This window comes from Moorena sp. SIO4A5 (assembly GCF_010672005.1).
Classification (GTDB): Bacteria; Cyanobacteriota; Cyanobacteriia; order Cyanobacteriales; family Coleofasciculaceae; genus Moorena.
In genome coordinates this window covers 34447-53146 of sequence record NZ_JAAHHZ010000004.1, presented here as the reverse complement: position 1 = coordinate 53146, position 18700 = coordinate 34447, and the positions used below count along the sequence as shown (strand labels likewise).

At 42.5% G+C, this 18700-nt stretch carries 17 protein-coding genes and 1 pseudogene; 7 read left to right on the top strand and 11 right to left on the bottom strand.

Annotated features, from left to right (window positions below):
• Positions 1-71: 71 nt before the first annotated feature.
• From F6K57_RS04255 to F6K57_RS04215, 9 genes are all read right to left on the bottom strand, one after another.
• Positions 72-800, bottom strand: a complete 729-nt coding sequence (locus F6K57_RS04255; RefSeq protein WP_293065112.1) for a class I SAM-dependent methyltransferase — start codon at positions 798-800, stop codon at positions 72-74.
• 30 nt (positions 801-830) lie between these two features.
• Positions 831-1676, bottom strand: coding sequence for a hypothetical protein (locus tag F6K57_RS04250; RefSeq protein WP_293065109.1), 846 nt, complete (start codon positions 1674-1676; stop codon positions 831-833).
• 82 nt (positions 1677-1758) lie between these two features.
• Positions 1759-3516, bottom strand: a complete 1758-nt coding sequence (locus F6K57_RS04245; protein ID WP_293065106.1) for a glycerol-3-phosphate dehydrogenase/oxidase — start codon at positions 3514-3516, stop codon at positions 1759-1761.
• 21 nt (positions 3517-3537) lie between these two features.
• Complete coding sequence (locus F6K57_RS04240; protein ID WP_293039974.1) at positions 3538-4149, bottom strand: glycosyltransferase family 4 protein; 612 nt, start codon at positions 4147-4149, stop codon at positions 3538-3540.
• A gap of 265 nt (positions 4150-4414) precedes the next feature.
• Complete coding sequence (locus tag F6K57_RS04235; RefSeq protein WP_293018316.1) at positions 4415-4984, bottom strand: glycosyltransferase family 4 protein; 570 nt, start codon at positions 4982-4984, stop codon at positions 4415-4417.
• A 769-nt stretch (positions 4985-5753) separates the two neighbouring features.
• Positions 5754-5906, bottom strand: coding sequence for a hypothetical protein (locus F6K57_RS04230; RefSeq protein WP_293018318.1), 153 nt, complete (start codon positions 5904-5906; stop codon positions 5754-5756).
• Positions 5907-6009: 103 nt separating this feature from the next.
• Positions 6010-7032 (bottom strand): glycosyltransferase family 2 protein, encoded by a 1023-nt coding sequence (locus F6K57_RS04225; protein WP_293018320.1) that lies wholly within the window; start codon positions 7030-7032, stop codon positions 6010-6012.
• A 393-nt stretch (positions 7033-7425) separates the two neighbouring features.
• Positions 7426-8505: a hypothetical protein gene (locus F6K57_RS04220; RefSeq protein ID WP_293065101.1), complete on the bottom strand. Its 1080-nt coding sequence runs from the start codon at positions 8503-8505 to the stop codon at positions 7426-7428.
• 448 nt (positions 8506-8953) lie between these two features.
• Positions 8954-9196 carry a hypothetical protein gene (locus F6K57_RS04215; protein ID WP_075898082.1) on the bottom strand — a complete coding sequence of 81 codons (243 nt, stop codon included), beginning with the start codon at positions 9194-9196 and terminating at the stop codon, positions 8954-8956.
• Between F6K57_RS04215 and F6K57_RS04210 the strand changes: the two genes are divergently transcribed.
• The gene (locus tag F6K57_RS04210) at positions 9196-9384 is read left to right on the top strand and encodes a hypothetical protein (RefSeq protein WP_293039986.1); all 189 of its coding nucleotides are present in this window, start codon (positions 9196-9198) and stop codon (positions 9382-9384) included. The two genes, F6K57_RS04215 and F6K57_RS04210, sit on opposite strands and share 1 nt — an antisense overlap.
• A gap of 63 nt (positions 9385-9447) precedes the next feature.
• Positions 9448-10118: pseudogene (locus F6K57_RS04205) on the top strand (Uma2 family endonuclease).
• A 6-nt stretch (positions 10119-10124) separates the two neighbouring features.
• Here the strand turns inward: F6K57_RS04205 and F6K57_RS04200 are convergent.
• Positions 10125-10496 (bottom strand): hypothetical protein, encoded by a 372-nt coding sequence (locus F6K57_RS04200; RefSeq protein ID WP_293065097.1) that lies wholly within the window; start codon positions 10494-10496, stop codon positions 10125-10127.
• A gap of 29 nt (positions 10497-10525) precedes the next feature.
• Between F6K57_RS04200 and F6K57_RS04195 the strand changes: the two genes are divergently transcribed.
• Entirely contained in the window at positions 10526-10738 is a 213-nt protein-coding gene (locus tag F6K57_RS04195) for a hypothetical protein (RefSeq protein WP_293065094.1), read from the top strand.
• 243 nt (positions 10739-10981) lie between these two features.
• On the opposite strand, the gene F6K57_RS04190 is transcribed toward F6K57_RS04195, so the two are convergent.
• Complete coding sequence (locus tag F6K57_RS04190) at positions 10982-11335, bottom strand: DUF433 domain-containing protein (protein ID WP_293039996.1); 354 nt, start codon at positions 11333-11335, stop codon at positions 10982-10984.
• Between the two features lie 282 nt (positions 11336-11617).
• On the opposite strand from F6K57_RS04190, the gene F6K57_RS04185 reads away from it, so the two are divergent.
• From F6K57_RS04185 to F6K57_RS04170, 4 genes are all read left to right on the top strand, one after another.
• Positions 11618-11773 carry a hypothetical protein gene (locus F6K57_RS04185; RefSeq protein WP_293065091.1) on the top strand — a complete coding sequence of 52 codons (156 nt, stop codon included), beginning with the start codon at positions 11618-11620 and terminating at the stop codon, positions 11771-11773.
• 1065 nt (positions 11774-12838) lie between these two features.
• On the top strand, positions 12839-16282 hold the full coding sequence (locus F6K57_RS04180; RefSeq protein ID WP_293065088.1) for a CHAT domain-containing protein: 3444 nt from the start codon (positions 12839-12841) through the stop codon (positions 16280-16282).
• Between the two features lie 26 nt (positions 16283-16308).
• Positions 16309-16668 (top strand): hypothetical protein, encoded by a 360-nt coding sequence (locus tag F6K57_RS04175; RefSeq protein WP_293065086.1) that lies wholly within the window; start codon positions 16309-16311, stop codon positions 16666-16668.
• A 158-nt stretch (positions 16669-16826) separates the two neighbouring features.
• Positions 16827-18632, top strand: coding sequence for a hypothetical protein (locus F6K57_RS04170; protein WP_293065084.1), 1806 nt, complete (start codon positions 16827-16829; stop codon positions 18630-18632).
• Positions 18633-18700 lie beyond the last annotated feature (68 nt).

Genomic DNA, 18700 nt, shown 5'->3' with positions numbered 1-18700 from the left:
CTGAGCTAACCTAAAAAATATTGGAATTTCACCAAGCAAGTTTATACAATTAATTTTAATCGGTATCTGGCTTAAGTCTTGGTAAGCTTTAAAATTACTGGTGAACCAAACAAATTAGTCAAGCCTGATAGTCGAGCTAACTTCTCCATAAATGAAGAGAAGCTAGGAGATTTTAAAGCACGATGCAGTACCATAGGCACAAAGAATTGAGGATAGCGCTCAGCTTTGCTCAGACCAATAGATTTAAAAAATTCTAGAAGCTCATGTTCTTTATAACAGACAAACTCTCGTGTATTTCCTTCCAACCCTTTCTTGAACTTAAATAGATAGGGGGCAATAGCATTGACGCTCCTCACTGTCGGATAATCTAGGATGACGGCTTGCTTTGCTACTCGATTTAGTTCTGTTAAAAAAGACTGCCATTGAGTTACATGAGCCAGGAATCGGTAGCTGATCACAACATCAAACGCTTCGTCTGGGTAAGGGAGATCCAAAACATTCCCAACCTTGAAGGAACAAAGATTAGCATCAAGAAAATTCTGAATCCTCCCCTTACAGACATCCGCACTACCAAGCACAGTTAGTTGATAACCATTTTGAATCAGAGCCCCTGTGAGTTGACCATGTCCTCCTCCCACATCAAGGATGGTGGCTTTAGGATAAGGAGTCAGCATTTTCAAGGTTGCGTCTTCCTGGACTTTCAGTAGCCAAGCCCCAATTTCCCCGGCAAAACGGGAAGCATAATTCTCAGAAGATGTTTCGATATCGGCTGTTTCGGGAAAATCACCTGTAGAAACCACTGTTAAATTCCTTTAGTCATTTGTTGATTTTTAATTGCTATTTTTTCTAGACCGAATTGCTAATTGGTTACGAATAAATCGCCAGGGGTTTTCTAGAGAACCATACGCCTGAATAGGTGTCATGGGATTCAGTAGCATTTCCTTGATATCTTTTCCTGGTTTTTCTGAACTCAAGGAACCCTGGATAGTAAATCCAAAACTGCCAGGACGACAAAATTCAGAAGCTAAAGGAAGTGGATCGCTTCCTGGTAAGATCCGCCATCCTTTTTTCTCTGCTTGTGTGAACAAAACTGGTCGTGACCAGAATACAGGACGTCCACCATTGTCTCCTAGAAAAAGCTTGGGAAAATTCCTGTCTTCCAAGAGCTTATATAATAGTTGTCCCCGATCTCCGATCCATTTACCAACTCCCCAGGGGAGTATAGGGATTCCCTCCGCAGACAGAATTGCTTTAATGGTTACGTCTAAGGGTAAACCATCTTCAAGGTTTTGGTCAGTGATCAACGCTAATACCTCAAGGTTTTCCGCTGTCACAATTTGGCGACCAGCAATTAAGAATATTCCTTGGCCTAAGGCGTTACAGGTATATAAAGAGAAATCTTCCTGGGTACGGTGGAACATCCAAGGTTTTCCCTGGCTTACCCTAGACTGATTATTGTTGTCCGCTAAATCAGCTAACTTTTTATACCATTTTTGATGCTCTATTTCTGTCAACAATAATACAGCCTGAAAATTTTCTTGATCACCTGCCTCACCAGAAAATCGCTGAAAATTGCCCCAAGCTGACGTTAGCAGTTGATCGATATCAAAACAGTTATAAAGGTGAACGTGACTATCAATTAGGATTAATTGATGGTTTTGAGGGGTAGCGACCATGGATTTTTGTTAATCAACCTCCCGGATTTCTATAAACTGCTGCTGTTTCCAGCAGATTCAGCTAAAATCTTGCACCAAAACCTCAACGGATCTTCTCGGCTAAACTAACCGGACCGTTAGGGGTTTCAATTCCAATACTTTTGTCCTGACTTAATACACCTCCCTTATTAAAAATGTGATTAACCTTGTCTAACTCTAGCTCTATTTGTGACCGACTCCATCCTAATTCCGCCCCCATCACCTCAGCACAGATTCTGAGGGCCTCGTTTCCGGGATGACCAGCACTACCCAGTTCCGTCCGCCGGAACACCACATCACCTAATGTTTGAGCCATTTCCTCAACAACCCCATACAAGACTTCAGCTTTGAGTACAGCTAAATCATCAGTAGGTGTACAGGAGTGATCTGATCCTCGCTCCAAATATAGCAGTAGATCTTGATAGGCACTACCGTAGTTATACACGAGGCGGCGCATTACCTCCTGCCCCAGTCCATAGGGTTGCTTAAAGATTGCTGTCTGCAAAAACACTTCAAATTGTTCGATGTGTCCACCGTAAATTGGTGTAACTGATGACAGGGACTTGGGAGGCTTTTGCCCCCATGACCGAAATACCTGGTTAACGACTTTCTCAGCCACATCTCTGGCAGTGGTATATTTCACCCCAACCACCGAGATCAATCCTGGCAATTCTTCTTTGGCATGATCGAAGATTTGATAGTTTTTAGCCAGTTGTGGCTCTCCGGTCTCAGTAATGCCAGTTCTAGGAAGCAAGCCACCATGGACGAAGGCGACATCGGCTTGGTTGAGTTTAACCGATGGCCATGCTTGGTTGATGTCATCGAGTAGGTTTTGAATATCCTGTTCAGTAATGTTGAAGTTATCCGGGTCTTGATCCCAAACAGCATAGGATGTACCGACCAGGGATTTACCACGCCAGGGCGCAATAAATAGTAAGCGAGACCCCTTGTTAACTATGGCATCGGAGTCACGATAGGAGTATGGCGTGGAAATACCCACAGCATAGCTTTGGCAGAGGGGACGGCGAATCACCAGGTTCATGGCTTTGGCAAGGGGAACTCTGGGTTGCTGCTGGGGTTGCTGCTGGGGTTGGTTTAGTAAACTTAACACCCGATTTGTCCATGGTCCGCTGGTGTTGACCACAGTCTTGGCGCGGATGTCGAATTGATTCCCAGTTAACACATCTTGCCCCTGAATACCCGTAACCCGATTTCCAGCTTGGAGAAATCCAGTAACTTCTACGTAGTTAGCCACCACTGTCCCAGCTTGCTCAGCTGAGCGTAGAAAAGAGAGGGTCAACCGTTCAGAGTTGTAGACCTGAGCATCATAAAAGACTGCTGCTCCAGTTAGCCCTTCCTGGGGAATTCCTGGAAGCAGCTGCTGACACTCTTGCTTAGAGATTACCCGACCATTGGATATGTGTTTTTGGGGATCGAGTTGGCGATTGCGATCGCAACTGATCAGGTCATTGATAGCAAGTGCCACAGATAGCACTTCTTTTCCCTTCATGCCATGGCCGTAGGTGGGAATCAATACTGGTAATGGATGAACTAAGTGAGGCGCAATCCGCATTAAACTGGTGCGTTCATGAATGGATTCACGCATCCTTTTAAGGTCAGCATGCTGGAGATACCGTAATCCTCCGTGGATAGTCTTCAAACTATTAGCAGAGGTAGCGCCACCGAAATCAGCTTTTTCTACCAAGGCTACTGACAATCCCCTGAGGGTTGCTTCCCAAGCTACGCAAGCTCCATAGATGCCACCACCGATCACTAATAGGTCGTAAGAGTTTCTGGCTAACTCTACTAGGTTCCTTTTCATTACTTGTCTTACACTAGGTGCTTACGCTATATGCTCTACTAACTCGTGATGTAGCCAATCATAAAGACTGTTTAATTTTTGCCGAAAAGCCGCATAAGTATGCCTTTTTTCAATCAATTTCTTGCCAGCACTGCCCAGCCTCAGTCGTAGCTTTTCATCAGCGATCAGAGCCACCATTCCCTCCGCGAAAGCTTTGGCATCTGGGCTCCTCAGCAGAGCAACGTGATTGTCTAGCAACTGGGTATGGGTTGGCAAATCTGTGGCTAACAAGACTTTACCACTATCGAGATAGGAGTAGAGTTTCATCGGGGTATTTTTACCCTTAGTTCTCGGAGAGACTAAAATATCAGCTTGCTCCAGATAGATAGCCAGATCATCAACTGGTTTCGGTCCTAAAAAATGGACATGTTGTTGCATGCCAAGACAGTGAGACTTATTCGTGTATTTCCGAATGTCGTCCGCTTCTCCACCGATAATGACTAACTCAGCCTGATCAGTCTGCTCAAGGGTCAACGCAAAGCTGTCTAGAAGTAGGTCAATCCCCTGATAAGTCTCCAGATTGCCTACATACATCAGGAGTAGATTATCGATTGCTAGCTCACGTCTCAAATTACTATACATAGTACTATACATAGTTACACCAATGTTGAATCTTGAATTTGAATCTTGAATTTGAATCTTGAACTTGAAACTGTTGAATTTGTCAGCAACAATTTACAATAACCTGCACATTTTTACGATAATTATCTTTCTTTACAAAATAAAACTTAGTCTTAGGGCATCCTAACAATAGGTTTTGTTGATCATTAACAATTATTAGTTAATTTATTATCCTCCAATTCTAAAGTCTAGAGGGTTTCAATATTTAGTCTAACTTTAACTACTTTTTAGGAATTTGTTAAAAATTAGAGTTAAGCAAGGATATATCTGGAATAACTACAGTTTTTCTGGGCTTGTACTTTTGAATATCTGCTGCCAAAGCATCGCAAACTGAAACCACGACTTTGGCATTCTTCACAGCCAGTCCTTCAAAAAAGTTGAATACTGACGAAAAAATATGTAGCAAAGGATACTTTTCAATCATTTGTTGGGCTATAGATGAATCCATGTCATAGATATAGGGAATCTTACACAGGATTTTGAGCCCTAAACCAATAAAGACGGATTCTTCTCCAGCATGAACCAAATCGTAGCGTTTCTTAGTCACTAGGCGAATTACAGCAAGCAACATGAAAACATCACAGACGATTTTCTTCCAGGAGAAGCCTGGTCGTATATTCCGAACCCAAGGAAGCTTAGGGGTTCGGTATATCTTGATATTTTCATAATTGATGTCACGCCCTTCAGGATAAGTCACGACATCAACTTTGTCTCCCCGTTCAGAAAGCACTTTCAAGACCAGGTTGACTGCGATGGGTGTGCCACGATTCTGATAAAACGGATGAGGAGCGAGCAATAGAATGTTCATCCTACTGACATTTCGTTGATCATAGGAGACTGGTTTATTATCCCAGACAGTCCATTTATCCCTGCTGCTTTTGACCTCAAGCCGATCTCTAAGCCGATTAGTTTTGCTCTTTAAATACACGTTGATCTCCCCCTATGTTATTCAAAGCACCCTGAGCAAGAGCGCCCGCTTTCCAAGCCAGCTTGATTAAAGCTTCACTATTGCTCAGTAATTTTACGGTAGAGCTTAAAATAATTTAACAATAACCAGTGGTTAATTTCAGCTATGACTAACAGCCTTCACTGAGCAAGAATGTATGACTCAATGGTAAACACCGATATAAATGGATTAAATAATTGTTTAACTAGAAACTAAAACTGCTCCTAATTTATTCCCTGAGGATGAACCTTACTGCACAACTAAGTGTTATGCAGAACTGGTTTTAAGGGATTTTTTATCCAAAAAAATTCTCTTTTAATTAAACCCTAAACAAATTATACAAATCAACGAGTAATCTGGAGCTTAATGAAATCTTGATGAGAAACTTCATATAATCTTTAAAAATTGCCAATCTTCAAGAAATCCCTTTGGTTGGTGGCTAAGCTAATATGCATTTAAATTTGAGTACGAGCCACTTGTGCAAAAGCTGGTCTAGCATCTGAGCATCTCCCGATCTCCCCATCCTCATAAGGGTAGGTTTTTTACAAAGACCTTAGGTGTGGGGTGACCGGGTGTGGGGTGACCGGGTGTGGGGGATAAGAAAATATACCTAATTTGTTGTTAAAAATCATCATTGTCTTGATGGAACTGCCGTGGTTTCCCCCACTCGCGCTCTGGTACTTGACAATATTTCCCCCACTCGTGCTCTGGATAAAGACAATAAAAGTACGTACTTGCCCCTTTGTAAAAAACCTACCCCTGTGAGATCTCCCCATCTCCCCATCTCCCTATCTCCCCAAAGCACCCCCATTCACAATTTAAATTGTGAATGGGGGCTGATGATACTTTGGTTAGCCACTAACCAACTGGATTTCTAAGTGATATCACTAAGGTTGCTCAACATTAGAGGACACCACTTCTCTGACCCGATAAATCGGTCTTCCCTGAGATTCGTGGTAAGTACGCATCAGTAGTTCCCCCAGTAGACCAAGACTAAACAGTTGTACACCAGTCGAGATCAAAAGTACTGCCAAGATCAGTAAAGGCCGATCCCCGATTTCTTGATTCAGTCCTAGCTTGAGAATGGTCAGATAAGCCCCAATGATTATTCCGGTGCCTAGGGAACTCAGACCTAGTAATCCAAATACATGCATGGGTCGGGTGAGGAATTTCTTCATGAAGAAGATGGTCAACAAATCCATTAGCACCCGGAACGTTCGCCCCAGACCATACTTGCTACTACCATAGCGACGAGCATGGTGACGCACGGGTAACTCGGTAATTCTTGCCCCCTCAATAAATGCCAAGGCTGGTAAAAACCGATGTAACTCACCGTAGAGGTTCATGTCCGCTACCAATTCCGAGCGATAAGCTTTCAGAGAACAGCCATAGTCATGGAGTTTAACCCCAGTGGTGCGTGCAATCAGCCAGTTGGCAATTTTGGATGGCAGTAAGCGAGTTACAGCCGCATCCTGCCGATGTTTGCGCCAGCCACTAACCAAGTCATAGCCTTCCTCAAGTTTGACAAGCAGCATGGGAATGTCAGCTGGATCATTTTGTAGGTCACCATCTAAGGTAACAATGGCACGACCCCGAGCATAATTAAACCCAGCTGCCATGGCAGCTGTTTGACCATAGTTACGACGCAAAATTACCCCTCGCACATTAGGGCGGGAGAGGACTTGCTCCTTGAGCAGTTGGGTGGAACCATCTGTAGAGCCATCATCGACACAAATCAGCTCATAGCTGAGCTGAGTATCGGTTAAGCTGGATGCGATCGCATCAATCAGGTGGGGCAAACTCTCCACCTCATTGTAGATTGGTACCACCACTGATAGGTCTGGTGTGATGTTATTGCCAGACCAGTTCTGGGCATTTAATTGCCCTTGTTTAATTAAGGAAATTTCCATAGGATGCCCCAGGTTGAGTAATATCCAATCCGGTTTAAACTGTAAGCATATATTATTGATGGTCTACTCTAACTTTTGGGGATATGTCAAGGGATTAGGCACATTTATAGACCAAATTCATCAATCTTTTAAAGTTGAAGGTTTGTTGAAGGTTTGTTGTTCGCGTAGCGTGGCCTTTTGGCCAAGGTTGTTCGCGTAGCGTGGCCTATTGGCCAAGGTTAAATGTTGAAGGTAAGCTTTCAGTCATCAGGAATCAGTAATCAGTTTGACCCGGTGGGTGGAACGGGCATCCTGCCCGTTACAATTTTCGGACGGGCTATCCCAACACTGGCAACCGCGACACAATCAGGGCGAGCCCTTCCCTAACGCACCCTACTGCTGACCGCTGACCGCTTACGATTCAACTGACTGTAAAATCCCATCTTCTAACTGATAAATTGCTGTCATAATCCCAGTTTCTGGATTGTTCAACAGAGATTTTTTGACCTGTTGTAAGTATCCTAATATATTGCTGCGTAAAATAGGTTTTTCTACTTTAAGGGTGTGACGGTAATCCCAAACATCCCAAATCAATAAACCGATACCAGCCAGGGGATCAATGATACTTGCTCCTAACTCCGTTGCCACTAAACCACCAGTTTTTGCTGCCATTTTGCTAGCGGCTTTCCCAGCTAGTTTGCTGCTAACTTTACTGGCTACTTTTCCTCCCATGGAAACCAGGATAGGTTTAGCTACCAAGTAACCACTACCGCCAATTAACAATTTCAGGGAAATATTGGATAGGTTTCCTTCCGTATCATTAATTGTGGTCGAAATTTCGTTAATATATCTATCCCACTGACCTTGAGGAATTTGATATTGGCTTTGGATGTCACTAAGATTGTTGCCCAACTCAGCCATATATAATTCAATCGTATCATTCGTGATTAGTTCCATCCTCATTTGAGCATTCTGAGGAACTAGTACTCGTTTAGAAAATTCTTTTTGGAATGTCTCGGTAAGTTTGGCGTCAATGGCTTGCTTGCCAGAGGGAAGGTTGGGATTGATTTGATGCATGATAGCCGACGCTCCCCACATAAACGGAACTGAAAGTTCCATCTTTTTTTGATTGAAATAATCAAAATACCAATCCAAAAAACTATCTACACGGGGGATTAACTCTGCTTCCCAAACATCTAACTCCTGGGCGGCAAAGGCTTCAGCACTGGCGTGAGATTGTTTGACGGCATCAGCAACTGCTTGATTAACTTTACTAAAGTCGGGATGAGGTTCAATAACAACTGTTGATTCAGCAGAGGGGGTAATTTGAGCCGGATTGCTCGAATGGGGGATGATAAGTTTGCTGACTAAGGGAATGAATACAATAATAATTACTAAAGTCCAAATCAGTGGAGCCACTGACTTAATCAGTTGGGTAAAGGCTTGGATGCGCTCTGTCTTTTGAGTATAAGTTACTTCCTCTTCCTGACTCATAGTGATTTCTCCACTGATTTAGGACTAGTATATTTTATACTATTGTAATCAATTTTTTGGTAAGCATTCAGCTATCAGCTATCAGCTATCAGCTATCAGCTATAGCCAAGGGAACAGGGAACAGGGAACAGGGAACAGGGAGCAGGGAGTAGGGAGTAGGGAACAGGGAACAAAAATTCGCACAATTCCTACACGGATTGCTATATCAGCTATCAGCTAATGCCCATGCTACTTGAGGTGCTATCAGCTATCAGCTAATGCGCTACTTGAGGTGCTACTTGAGGTGCTATCAGCTTGTGAATAAAAGAGGTAAGCTTTGGCCTTTGGCCACGCTACGTTAGGTCCGATGCGTCGAAGCCTGTGCCACAAACTAGAAGCCTGTGCCACAAACTAGAAGCCTGTGCCACAAAGCTGACGGCTGAATGCTGACGGCTGAATGCTGACAAGCTCACTGGCGATCGCTTAGATAATAGCGATTACCCAGGTACAAAGCTGCTGCTATAGCTAATCCTGGCAAGGTAATAACCGCTGCCCAAGGAGAGCGTAACCAATTCACTTGCTCAGCTCTTATGTAGTTAATGGACTTCTTGTACATACAAGATTCAGCTGGACTAACTGAACCCAACAAAACAGCACTGGCAATTCCAGTGGTTGATAGGAAAGCAATCAAGGTTAATTTGGGTTTGAGCATTGTTGAGATTCCCCGCTAGTGTTACTTGGGTAATTGTCCTTAGTCTAGCTTTGTTTATGCGATCGCAGGTTGTTCGCCCTTGGCGTTCGGTGTCGGGTAGGTTAGCTGGTTGTTCGCGAAGCGTGGCCTATTGGCCAAGGTTGCAGGTGATGTTTCCTATTCCCTGTTCCCTGCTCCCTGTTCCCTAAAAACCTCACCTAATTGAAAACCGCTATATTAAAAACCAAAGAGATATATCACGATCGATAATCATGGATACCATTACCCTAGACTTAAAGGGAATCGTTGAACTAACTGATGAGCAATTTTGGCAATTTTGTCAAGATAACCGTGACTATCGCTTTGAACGTACTGTATTGGGATAAATTGTGATCATGTCTCCAACTGGTGGAGAAACCAGCAATCGCAAGGCTGATCTGATTTATCAATTACAAGCATGGAATAGAAAGCATAATTTAGGGGTTGTTTTTGACTCTTCTGGTGGATTTAAACTACCTAATAATGCCGACCGCTCTCCTGATGCGTCATGGATAACTAAAGAAAGATGGGACACTTTGACTCTACAGCAAAAACAAAAGTTTGTGCCTTTGTGTCCTGATTTTGTGGTTGAGTTGCGCTCTCCTACTGATTCTCTCAAGAGATGTCTTGATGCAGTCGCTCATGGGGGAAACCACGGCAGTCGCTCATGGGGGAAACCCCCAAGACCGCGCTGCCTCCCCAAGACCGCGCTGCATCGCTACAAGCAAAAATGCAGGAGTATCAAGAAAATGGAGCCCGTTTGGGTTGGTTAATCGATCGGGAAAATAGGCGAATTGAGAGTTATCGTCAGGGGAAACCAGTAGAAATTTTAGAATTTCCGACAACTCTATCTGGAGAAGAGGTTCTCCCTGGTTTTGTTTTGGATTTAAGCAGTATTTGGTAATTGGATCTAGGAAAGGGAATAGGGAGTAGGGAGTAGGGAGTCGGGAGTCGGGAGTAGGGAGTCGGGAATTGCGTAGGGTGGCTTAGAGACCGGCTCGCCAAAGATTGATAACGGGCAAGATGCCCATTCCACCAACATGCCCATGCCACCAACATGCCCATTCCACCAACATGCCCATTCCACCAACATGCCCATGCCACCAACATGCCCATGCCACCAACATGCCCATGCCACCAACATGCCCATGCCACCAACATGCCCATGCCACCAACATGCCCATTCCACAGCAACATGCCCATGCCACCAACATGCCCATGCCACCAACATGCCCATGCCACCAACATGCCCGTTCCAGCCACTGAAACTATAATAAAACAAGTATAAATTTACAACGTGACGTCATCGGTATGCCTACCTTAGATATAACAGTTGAGCAAGTCATCATGTTAGTAAAGCAATTACCCTTAGAGGGAAAAAAAGCTGTATTTAAGGTACTCCAGAACGAATTAGAAGTTCAAGAAAATCCTTGGCTAAAATTGGCTGGAAAATATCAGGACGATTCACAATTTGAGGAAATGTTAGCTTACATCGAAGCTGAATGCTTACATAACGCTAAATAATAAAACTCCCACACTACTCCCGATTCCCAATTCCCAATTCCCAATTCACGATTCCCAATTCCCAATTCCCAATTCCCAATTCCCAATTCCCAATTCCCAATTCTAAATTCTAAATTCTAAATTCTAAATTCTAAATTCTAAATTCTAAATTCTAAATTCTAAATTCTAAATTCTAAATTCTAAATTCTAAATTCCCGATTCCCGATTCCCGATTCCCGATTCCCGATTCCCGATTTGACATTTTCATCCAATAGATAGTTGAGAGTCATCAGCTTTTTTCATTACTTTCCGTTCTGCTCTCAACTTCCGCAATCGCAGCGCAGAAGTCGAGGGGTTAAGTTGCTGTGCTTTCAGTTGTTGGTGACTCCACTCTAACCAGTCAGCAACATATTGGCTGACCATTTCTTTATTGTGTAGATAATAAAGAATAGTGGCGTAGACCTGTTCTAGATTTAGGGATGGATAAGTTTCGGCAATTTCTTCGGGAGTGCGGGCACGATGGATATAATCATAGAGAATAGTTTCTATTCCTATTCTTGTGCCTTTGAGCCGAATATCGTCCACACTGAGGAAGTTAAAATAGTCTTCTAATTGCATTTTTTTGATAGGAAAGGGAATAGGGAATAGGGAATAGGGAATAGGGAATAGGGAGTCGGGAGTCGGGAGTCGGGAGTAGGTAAGAGGAACCCACCCCTAACCCCTCCCAGGAGGGGAAGGTAAGAGGCAAGAGGCAAGAGGCAAGAGGTAAAAATCCTGTGTACCTCTTAGTTATGGAAAACGCTGTATTAGCTTATTAGCTAGTTACAATTAAGAATTTTATCATACTTTGATGATGTTGGGAAGGTTATTAAACCACAAGTATTGGGTGCATCTCAATGCATGAAATTAGGCAAAAATTATAATAAAATTTCCACACTTGCCATACTTCCCACACTCCCCGCGCCCCCGCCCCACACTCTTCCCGATTCCCGATTCCCGATTCCCGATTCCCGATTCCCGATTCTCAATTCTCAATTATCAATTCTTAATTCTTAATGCTTAATTATCAATTCTAAATTCTAAATTCAAAAAAAAAATAGCCGTAGAAATACTATCCACAGCTATTTCAATGACCTATGTCAGAAGAATATCCGAAACTTTCGGATGTGATCCTATGCTATCAGACCAAACCCTTGGCCAAGGGGGGGAAACCCCCCCAGAAATTTAGCGCTGCATCGCTTATTCAAAAGCACCTCAAGTAGCGTGCGCATTAGCTGATAGCTGTTCGCGTAGCGTGCGCGTAGCGCTTAAGCTGATAGCTGATTGCTGAATACTTACGTTATTGTTACCTTTTAAATAAAAAAAATGTCCTAAACTAGACTTACATTGCTATCATAATTTATCCATAATTGAGTGCATCAATCCCTAACAATAGTATTTGTAAATAAATGTAAAAAAAATAAATTACCCCTTGCATCTTTTTCAGGATTTATCTATACTATAGATATTGAGACTGAGACTAATAACCGCGCTGGTTAAAACCATTAAGCGAGGCCAGCGCGGTTTTCCTCCCACCTAAATAGGAGTTACTTCCATGATGGCAAAAATATCACAATTATCAATACAGCGGTTTGCAATTGCTGTTAGGTACAACGTCTGGGCTTTTAGGGAGCAGGGAGTAAGCAATAGGCAATAGGGCTATAAGGCTCAAGGGTTAACAATACACCAGACCAGGTAATCATTTATAACACACCAGTACCCATTTCTTCCTAACGAGTACTAATTTCTCACACACCAGTACTCGTTTACAAAAATCAGTACTGGTGTGTAACAAACGGGTATCGGTTTCTTCTTAACAAGTACTAGTTTCTCATTAACTAGTACTTGTTGCTAATAAACGAGTACAATTTTCTCACATGGCAGGACTGGTTAGGTGCATCTCAGTGTTGCAATTAGGTATAGCGCTACGCGCCAGTCAGCAAAGCTTGTCGGGTGGGCAAAAACCCTTTGGTTCTTTTAACAATTCTAGATAATATCATTTTGTTCACCCTACGCACTGAATTCTGACTTCTTAAGAAACGCTATAATGTTTCAATAACTATTGTATAGCAGTTGATGGCAATGCCTGACAATACATCTGATGCCCAACTTGACTTTCTCTTAGAGGTTCTACAAGCAACCGCAGACAGTAATGTTGATCAGCAGGTAGTTTATCCATTACTGAAAGCAAATATCGACAAACTTAATCAGACGTTAGCAGAAAAATTGCGGGATTGGCCAACAAGTAAGCTGGCGGAAGCGGAAGCAGATGAAGCGGAATACTTAGCAGCAGTTATTGGCAATTTTAGCATTCTAATTAAGCAATTCCCCTTGGGTGACAAAGCCAGCACTATGGAAATTGCCATCACTGGCTATGAAGTGGCACTAACTGTTTTTACCCGTGAGGCGTTTCCTATTGATTGGGCAACGACTCAAAACAATCTCGGTGAAGCTTACCGTAACAGAATCGAAGGTGAGAAAGCACAAAACCTAGAAGATGCGATCGCTTGCTACCAATTGGCTTTAGAAGTAAGCACCCGTGAGGCGTTTCCTATTGATTGGGCAATGACTCAAAACAATCTCGGTAATGCTTACTTAGAAAGAATCGAAGGTGAGAAAGCACAAAACCTAGAAGATGCGATCGCTTGCTACCAATTGGCTTTAGAAGTAAGCACCCGTGAGGCGTTTCCTATTGATTGGGCAATGACAAAAAACAATCTCGGTATTGCTTACGCTCAAAGAATCGAAGGTGAGAAAGCACAAAACCTAGAAGATGCCATCGCTTGCTACCAATTGGCTTTAGAAGTACGCACCCGTGAGGCGTTTCCTATTGATTGGGCATCGACTCAAAACAATCTCGGTAATGCTTACTTATACAGAATCGAAGGTGAGAAAGCACAAAACCTAGAAGATGCGATCGCTTGCTACCAATTGGCTTTAGAAGTAAGCACCCGTGAGGCGTTTCCTATTGATTGGGCAACGACTCAAAATAATCTCGGTGCTGCTTACGCTCAAAGAATCGAAGGTGAGAAAGCACAAAACCTAGAAGATGCGATCGCTTGCTACCAATTGGCTTTAGAAGTACGCACCCGTGAGGCGTTTCCTATTGATTGGGCATCGACTCAAAACAATCTCGGTATTGCTTACTTATACAGAATCGAAGGTGAGAAAGCACAAAACCTAGAAGATGCCATCGCTTGCTACCAATTGGCTTTAGAAGTACGCACCCGTGAGGCGTTTCCTATTGATTGGGCATCGACTCAAAACAATCTCGGTATTGCTTACTTATACAGAATCGAAGGTGAGAAAGCACAAAACCTAGAAGATGCGATCGCTTGCTACCAATTGGCTTTAGAAGTAAGCACCCGTGAGGCGTTTCCTATTGATTGGGCAACGACTCAAAACAATCTCGGTATTGCTTACGCTCAAAGAATCGAAGGTGAGAAAGCACAAAACCTAGAAGTTGCCATCGCTTGCTACCAATTGGCTTTAGAAGTAAGCACCCGTGAGGCGTTTCCTATTGATTGGGCATCGACTCAAAACAATCTCGGTATTGCTTACTTATACAGAATCGAAGGTGAGAAAGCACAAAACCTAGAAGATGCGATCGCTTGCTACCAATTGGCTTTAGAAGTAAGCACCCGTGAGGCGTTTCCTATTGATTGGGCAATGACTCAAAACAATCTCGGTGAAGCTTACGCTCAAAGAATCGAAGGTGAGAAAGCACAAAACCTAGAAGTTGCCATCGCTTGCTACCAATTGGCTTTAGAAGTAAGCACCCGTGAGAGCTTTCCCCGAGACTATCTAGATACTAACAATAACCTTGGTTTGGCTTACCAAGATGCTCAAAATTTCCCTGAAGCTTACAAGGCTTTTGATGCTGCCATTGAAACAGTGGAATTCCTGCGAGATGAAATTATTTCTGGTTCTGGAGTAGAAGACTACAAAACCAAACTAGCTGAAAAGTACAACCGAAGCTATCTAGGCATGGTGGAAGTTTGCCTAGAGTTAAATAATATCACCGCAGCCATTGAATATGTTGAACGGAGCAAAACCCAGAATTTAGTTGACAAGATTCTCAGCCGTGACCTGAAAACCATCTTTCACCCAGAAGTTGTTACTAAACTAGAACAATACAGGGATGAAATAGCAGCAGGTCAGTACGAAATCCAACAGGGTAACGCTGACAATCCAAAAGTCTTAGCACAACATCTCCAACAGTTGCGAAAGCAGCGTAATGATTTACAATACCAATATTTACCTATCGGTTCTAGGTTTAAGTTTAAGCAATTTAAGAACAATTTAGATGACCACACTGCTATTGTAGAATTTTACATTACAGGGGATAAACTGCTCACGTTTATCTTTACCGGTCAAACTCAACAGCCAATAGTTTGGCAATCTGAGCCACAAGACTTAGACAAATTTGTAAATTGGAAAGATGAGTATTTACGAGATTACAAAGCTGATAAAATCAATAAAAATAATTGGCAAAACGACCTGAGTAACCGCCTACATGAGTTGGCTGATATTCTGTCCATTGATGACATCATTGAGCAGATTACCGAAAGGTGCGATCGCTTAATTTTAATCCCCCATCGGTATTTACATTTGTTGCCCCTTCATGCTTTACCGATTACCAGTAAGCAGGGAGAAGCTACATCTCAAATTCTAATGGAACAGTTTCCAGCAGGGGTAAGTTACGCTCCTAGCTGTCAACTACTCCAACTTGCTCAAACCAGAAAACGCCCCAACTTTACCCATCTGTTTGCCGTCCAAAATCCCAGTGCTGATTTAGTTTACACTAACCTAGAAGTAGAAGTAATTAAAGGCTACTTCAATTCACCACCAGATACAGAAGTTCTGGTGGAAAACGCTGCCACCAAAGCCGCCATAGATAGCAAAGTTTTCAACACATTCCACGTTGTCCATTTTAGCTGTCACGGTTACTTTAATTACCAAGAACCACGGAAATCGGCTCTAATCCTGGCCAATGCCCAGAAACCGGCATCTGCTGAACCCAATTCGGAGCGCTATTTACGAATAAGTGAAGAGGAAGTATTTGACCTAGAGCAATGTCTGACTATCGATGAAGTCTTTGAGTTACAATTAGAACAATGTCGCCTTGTTACCCTTTCTGCTTGCGAAACAGGATTAATCGATTTTAATAACACCAGCGATGAATACATTGGTTTACCCAGTGGTTTCCTAGTTGCCGGAAGTCCAGCAGTTGTTAGTAGCCTGTGGAGGGTAGAGGATTTATCTACGGCGTTGTTGATGATTAAATTTTATCAGAATCTGCGAGAGCCGATGTCCTTAGCACTTGCCCTGAATCAATCCCAACTCTGGCTGCGGGATGCCACTGTACAGGACTTACTAGATTGGGCTAAACAGTTAACTCAAGAGTTGAAATTGGATAATAATTTTAATAAGAAAATTAAGAAAGTACTCCGGTTCTTTAACCGTGAAGAAAAACCCTTTTATTATCCTTATTATTGGGCGGCTTACTGCGCCATTGGACAATAATATTTTTAGTTACCTAAACAAAAAAAATGGAAATTTCAAGAATTATTCAAGCTTTTACGCAAGCACTAAAAACTCACTCGAAAAAATTTGAACTTATAGACTTGCAAGACTTAGACCAACTTTTAGTAACTTTAGACACTCCAACAGAAGCTGAATTAGATCAGATACTAACTAATTGGTTACAAACCCATACAGAAGTCAGAGATACTCTACGCCCATTTGCTGAAACTAATAAGGAATTAAAGAATTCGCCCAAGCTTCCGTCTAATTCCGAAGCAAGTATTCTTCAAAATCTATTTGAACTGCGACAAACCAACCAAGAAGTTATTAAAGCTAAAACTAATCAACAGGATCAAGACAAGAGTCAGCAATCAAAACAAGGGTAAGCATTGAGCTATCAGCCGTCAGCCGTCAGGTAAGCTATCAGCTATCAGCTATCAGCTTATGCGCTACGCGCACGCTACGCGAACAGCTATTGAATAAAATAAGCATTCAGCTGACAGCTGACGGCTGACGCCTGAATGCTTACTAAAAATCTCAAACAATGACTCATAAAATCTACGCACCTAATATTCATCTCTTTGCCTTCCATCTTAGGAATGCATCTAGTAGTGATTCCCAACCAGACACCGACTATAACAGCAAACTACTTTGGCACAAGTACGATCAGATTTGTGCTAAATTTCAAATTCAAGATAAGCTAGACCTGAGAGACGTTGCCGAAGGTTCCCGCATTGCTTTACTAAAAGGATCCACAACTGATAATATTCTCTTACCGTTGGAGGGAAAATTATCTCTGAAGAATGGCAAAGGAATAAGGATTACTGGTCAAGCTTGTCCACTCCAGATCTATGATAGTTATGCTCTCGGTTTGAATATTCGGATTCCTGAAGTTGAGAATAATCAGAAAACTGAAGACGTAGACCTGACTGTATTCAACTATTTTAATCCAGACCAGTGCTTTCTTCCCAGTAAAATTAACAGTAACATTAACAGTTCCCTAGGACAAATTCTGTTACTAACTGCTTGGCTACCCCAGAAGCATCAGCAAGATTCCCATGTATGGAAAGAGATAGCTGATCAGTGTGTGCAGAATTTTCTGGGAGAAAAGGATAAGGATAACTGTCCACCGCTGTATCAAGAAGGTCAATTATTTGATAGTCCAATTTTTGAATATGGCATTCCCGATCAATCTCAAGACTATGGCCAAATTTTTGTTTGGCTATTTTTAGGAGAAGAGGTGAATGGCAACTATAGTGCCCGAGCTGACGAAAATTTTTGCTGGTTTTATCAAAACTTTATTGATTTATTTTTTTATCGCCAAAAAGTTATTCGAGCTTATCAAATCAGCCGGGAGGTGTATAGTGATGTTAAACAACAATATCAAGATATCAAAAAAATAATCAATGAAACGACAGGTCACAGGCTGGAAGCCTATGCCACGACTCAAAGTCAAGATAAAACGACAGATCACAGGCTGGAAGCCTGTGCCACGACTCAAAGTCAAGATAAAACGACAGATCACAGGCTAGAAGCCTGTGCCACGACTCAAAGTCAAGATAAAACGACAGATCACAGGCTAGAAGCCTGTGCCACGACTCAAAGTCAAGATAAAACGACAGATCACAGGCTGGAAGCCTGTGCCACAGCTCAAAGTCAAGATAATCAGAGATCATTATCTGAAGCAGAACTGTTGGACTTTAAGCATAAGCTGAGAATACTGCCGAAGCTAGACTTGAACTATTCAGACTTGCTGGGACAGTTAGAAAGCTATAGCTTGACAATCAAGATTAATGCTCAAAATTATTCCGAAAAGCTTCAACAACTTCAAGAAAAATTACCAAAGGATGATTTAAGGATTTTGTCAGTATTTTCTGATAAAATAAGCCATACTTATCAAGAGCAAATTAAAATAAACTTAAGCTATTTTGGACATAGTTCTGGCCTATTAGACAAAGCGATTTCCTCAATCAGAGGTATTGTGGAAATTGAACAAGCAGAACGCGATCGCGCTTTGGAAAAAGCCCTCAGAGATAAGGAAGAGGCTGATCGAGCCCGAGACAAAGAAGCTGATAAACAGGAGAAAAGACTACAACTTTGGATCACCTTCGTGGGTACTGGCCTAGCGGTCAGTAGTATTTCGTCCCAAAGCGACGCTAAACAACCTCTAGAAGCGATCTTGAGCACACTAGAATGGAAGGGATCCTTAGATGATTGTCCTGAAGCTGGACTCCAGCCTTGCTTGAGTTACACTTTATGGTTTGTGCTATTTCATGTTTTGATTGGTGTTGTCCTTGCTACGATTTTTGCTTTTATTGTGGATCGAATTATCAATCGGCGGTCAAAATGACTGCTGATGTAAGCATTCAGCGGTCAGCGGTCAGCCGTCAGCCGTCAGCCGTGAGCTAAAAGCTCACC

Coding starts and splice junctions, on each gene's coding strand:
- F6K57_RS04250 (WP_293065109.1), bottom strand. CDS start 1,676: ATGGTCGCTACCCCTCAAAACCATCAATTAATCCTAATTGATAGTCAC.
- F6K57_RS04245 (WP_293065106.1), bottom strand. CDS start 3,516: ATGAAAAGGAACCTAGTAGAGTTAGCCAGAAACTCTTACGACCTATTA.
- F6K57_RS04240 (WP_293039974.1), bottom strand. CDS start 4,149: ATGTATAGTACTATGTATAGTAATTTGAGACGTGAGCTAGCAATCGAT.
- F6K57_RS04235 (WP_293018316.1), bottom strand. CDS start 4,984: ATGAACATTCTATTGCTCGCTCCTCATCCGTTTTATCAGAATCGTGGC.
- F6K57_RS04230 (WP_293018318.1), bottom strand. CDS start 5,906: ATGGGGAGATGGGGAGATCTCACAGGGGTAGGTTTTTTACAAAGGGGC.
- F6K57_RS04225 (WP_293018320.1), bottom strand. CDS start 7,032: ATGGAAATTTCCTTAATTAAACAAGGGCAATTAAATGCCCAGAACTGG.
- F6K57_RS04220 (WP_293065101.1), bottom strand. CDS start 8,505: ATGAGTCAGGAAGAGGAAGTAACTTATACTCAAAAGACAGAGCGCATC.
- F6K57_RS04215 (WP_075898082.1), bottom strand. CDS start 9,196: ATGCTCAAACCCAAATTAACCTTGATTGCTTTCCTATCAACCACTGGA.
- F6K57_RS04195 (WP_293065094.1), top strand. CDS start 10,526: ATGCCTACCTTAGATATAACAGTTGAGCAAGTCATCATGTTAGTAAAG.
- F6K57_RS04190 (WP_293039996.1), bottom strand. CDS start 11,335: ATGCAATTAGAAGACTATTTTAACTTCCTCAGTGTGGACGATATTCGG.
- F6K57_RS04185 (WP_293065091.1), top strand. CDS start 11,618: ATGAAATTAGGCAAAAATTATAATAAAATTTCCACACTTGCCATACTT.
- F6K57_RS04180 (WP_293065088.1), top strand. CDS start 12,839: ATGCCTGACAATACATCTGATGCCCAACTTGACTTTCTCTTAGAGGTT.
- F6K57_RS04175 (WP_293065086.1), top strand. CDS start 16,309: ATGGAAATTTCAAGAATTATTCAAGCTTTTACGCAAGCACTAAAAACT.
- F6K57_RS04170 (WP_293065084.1), top strand. CDS start 16,827: ATGACTCATAAAATCTACGCACCTAATATTCATCTCTTTGCCTTCCAT.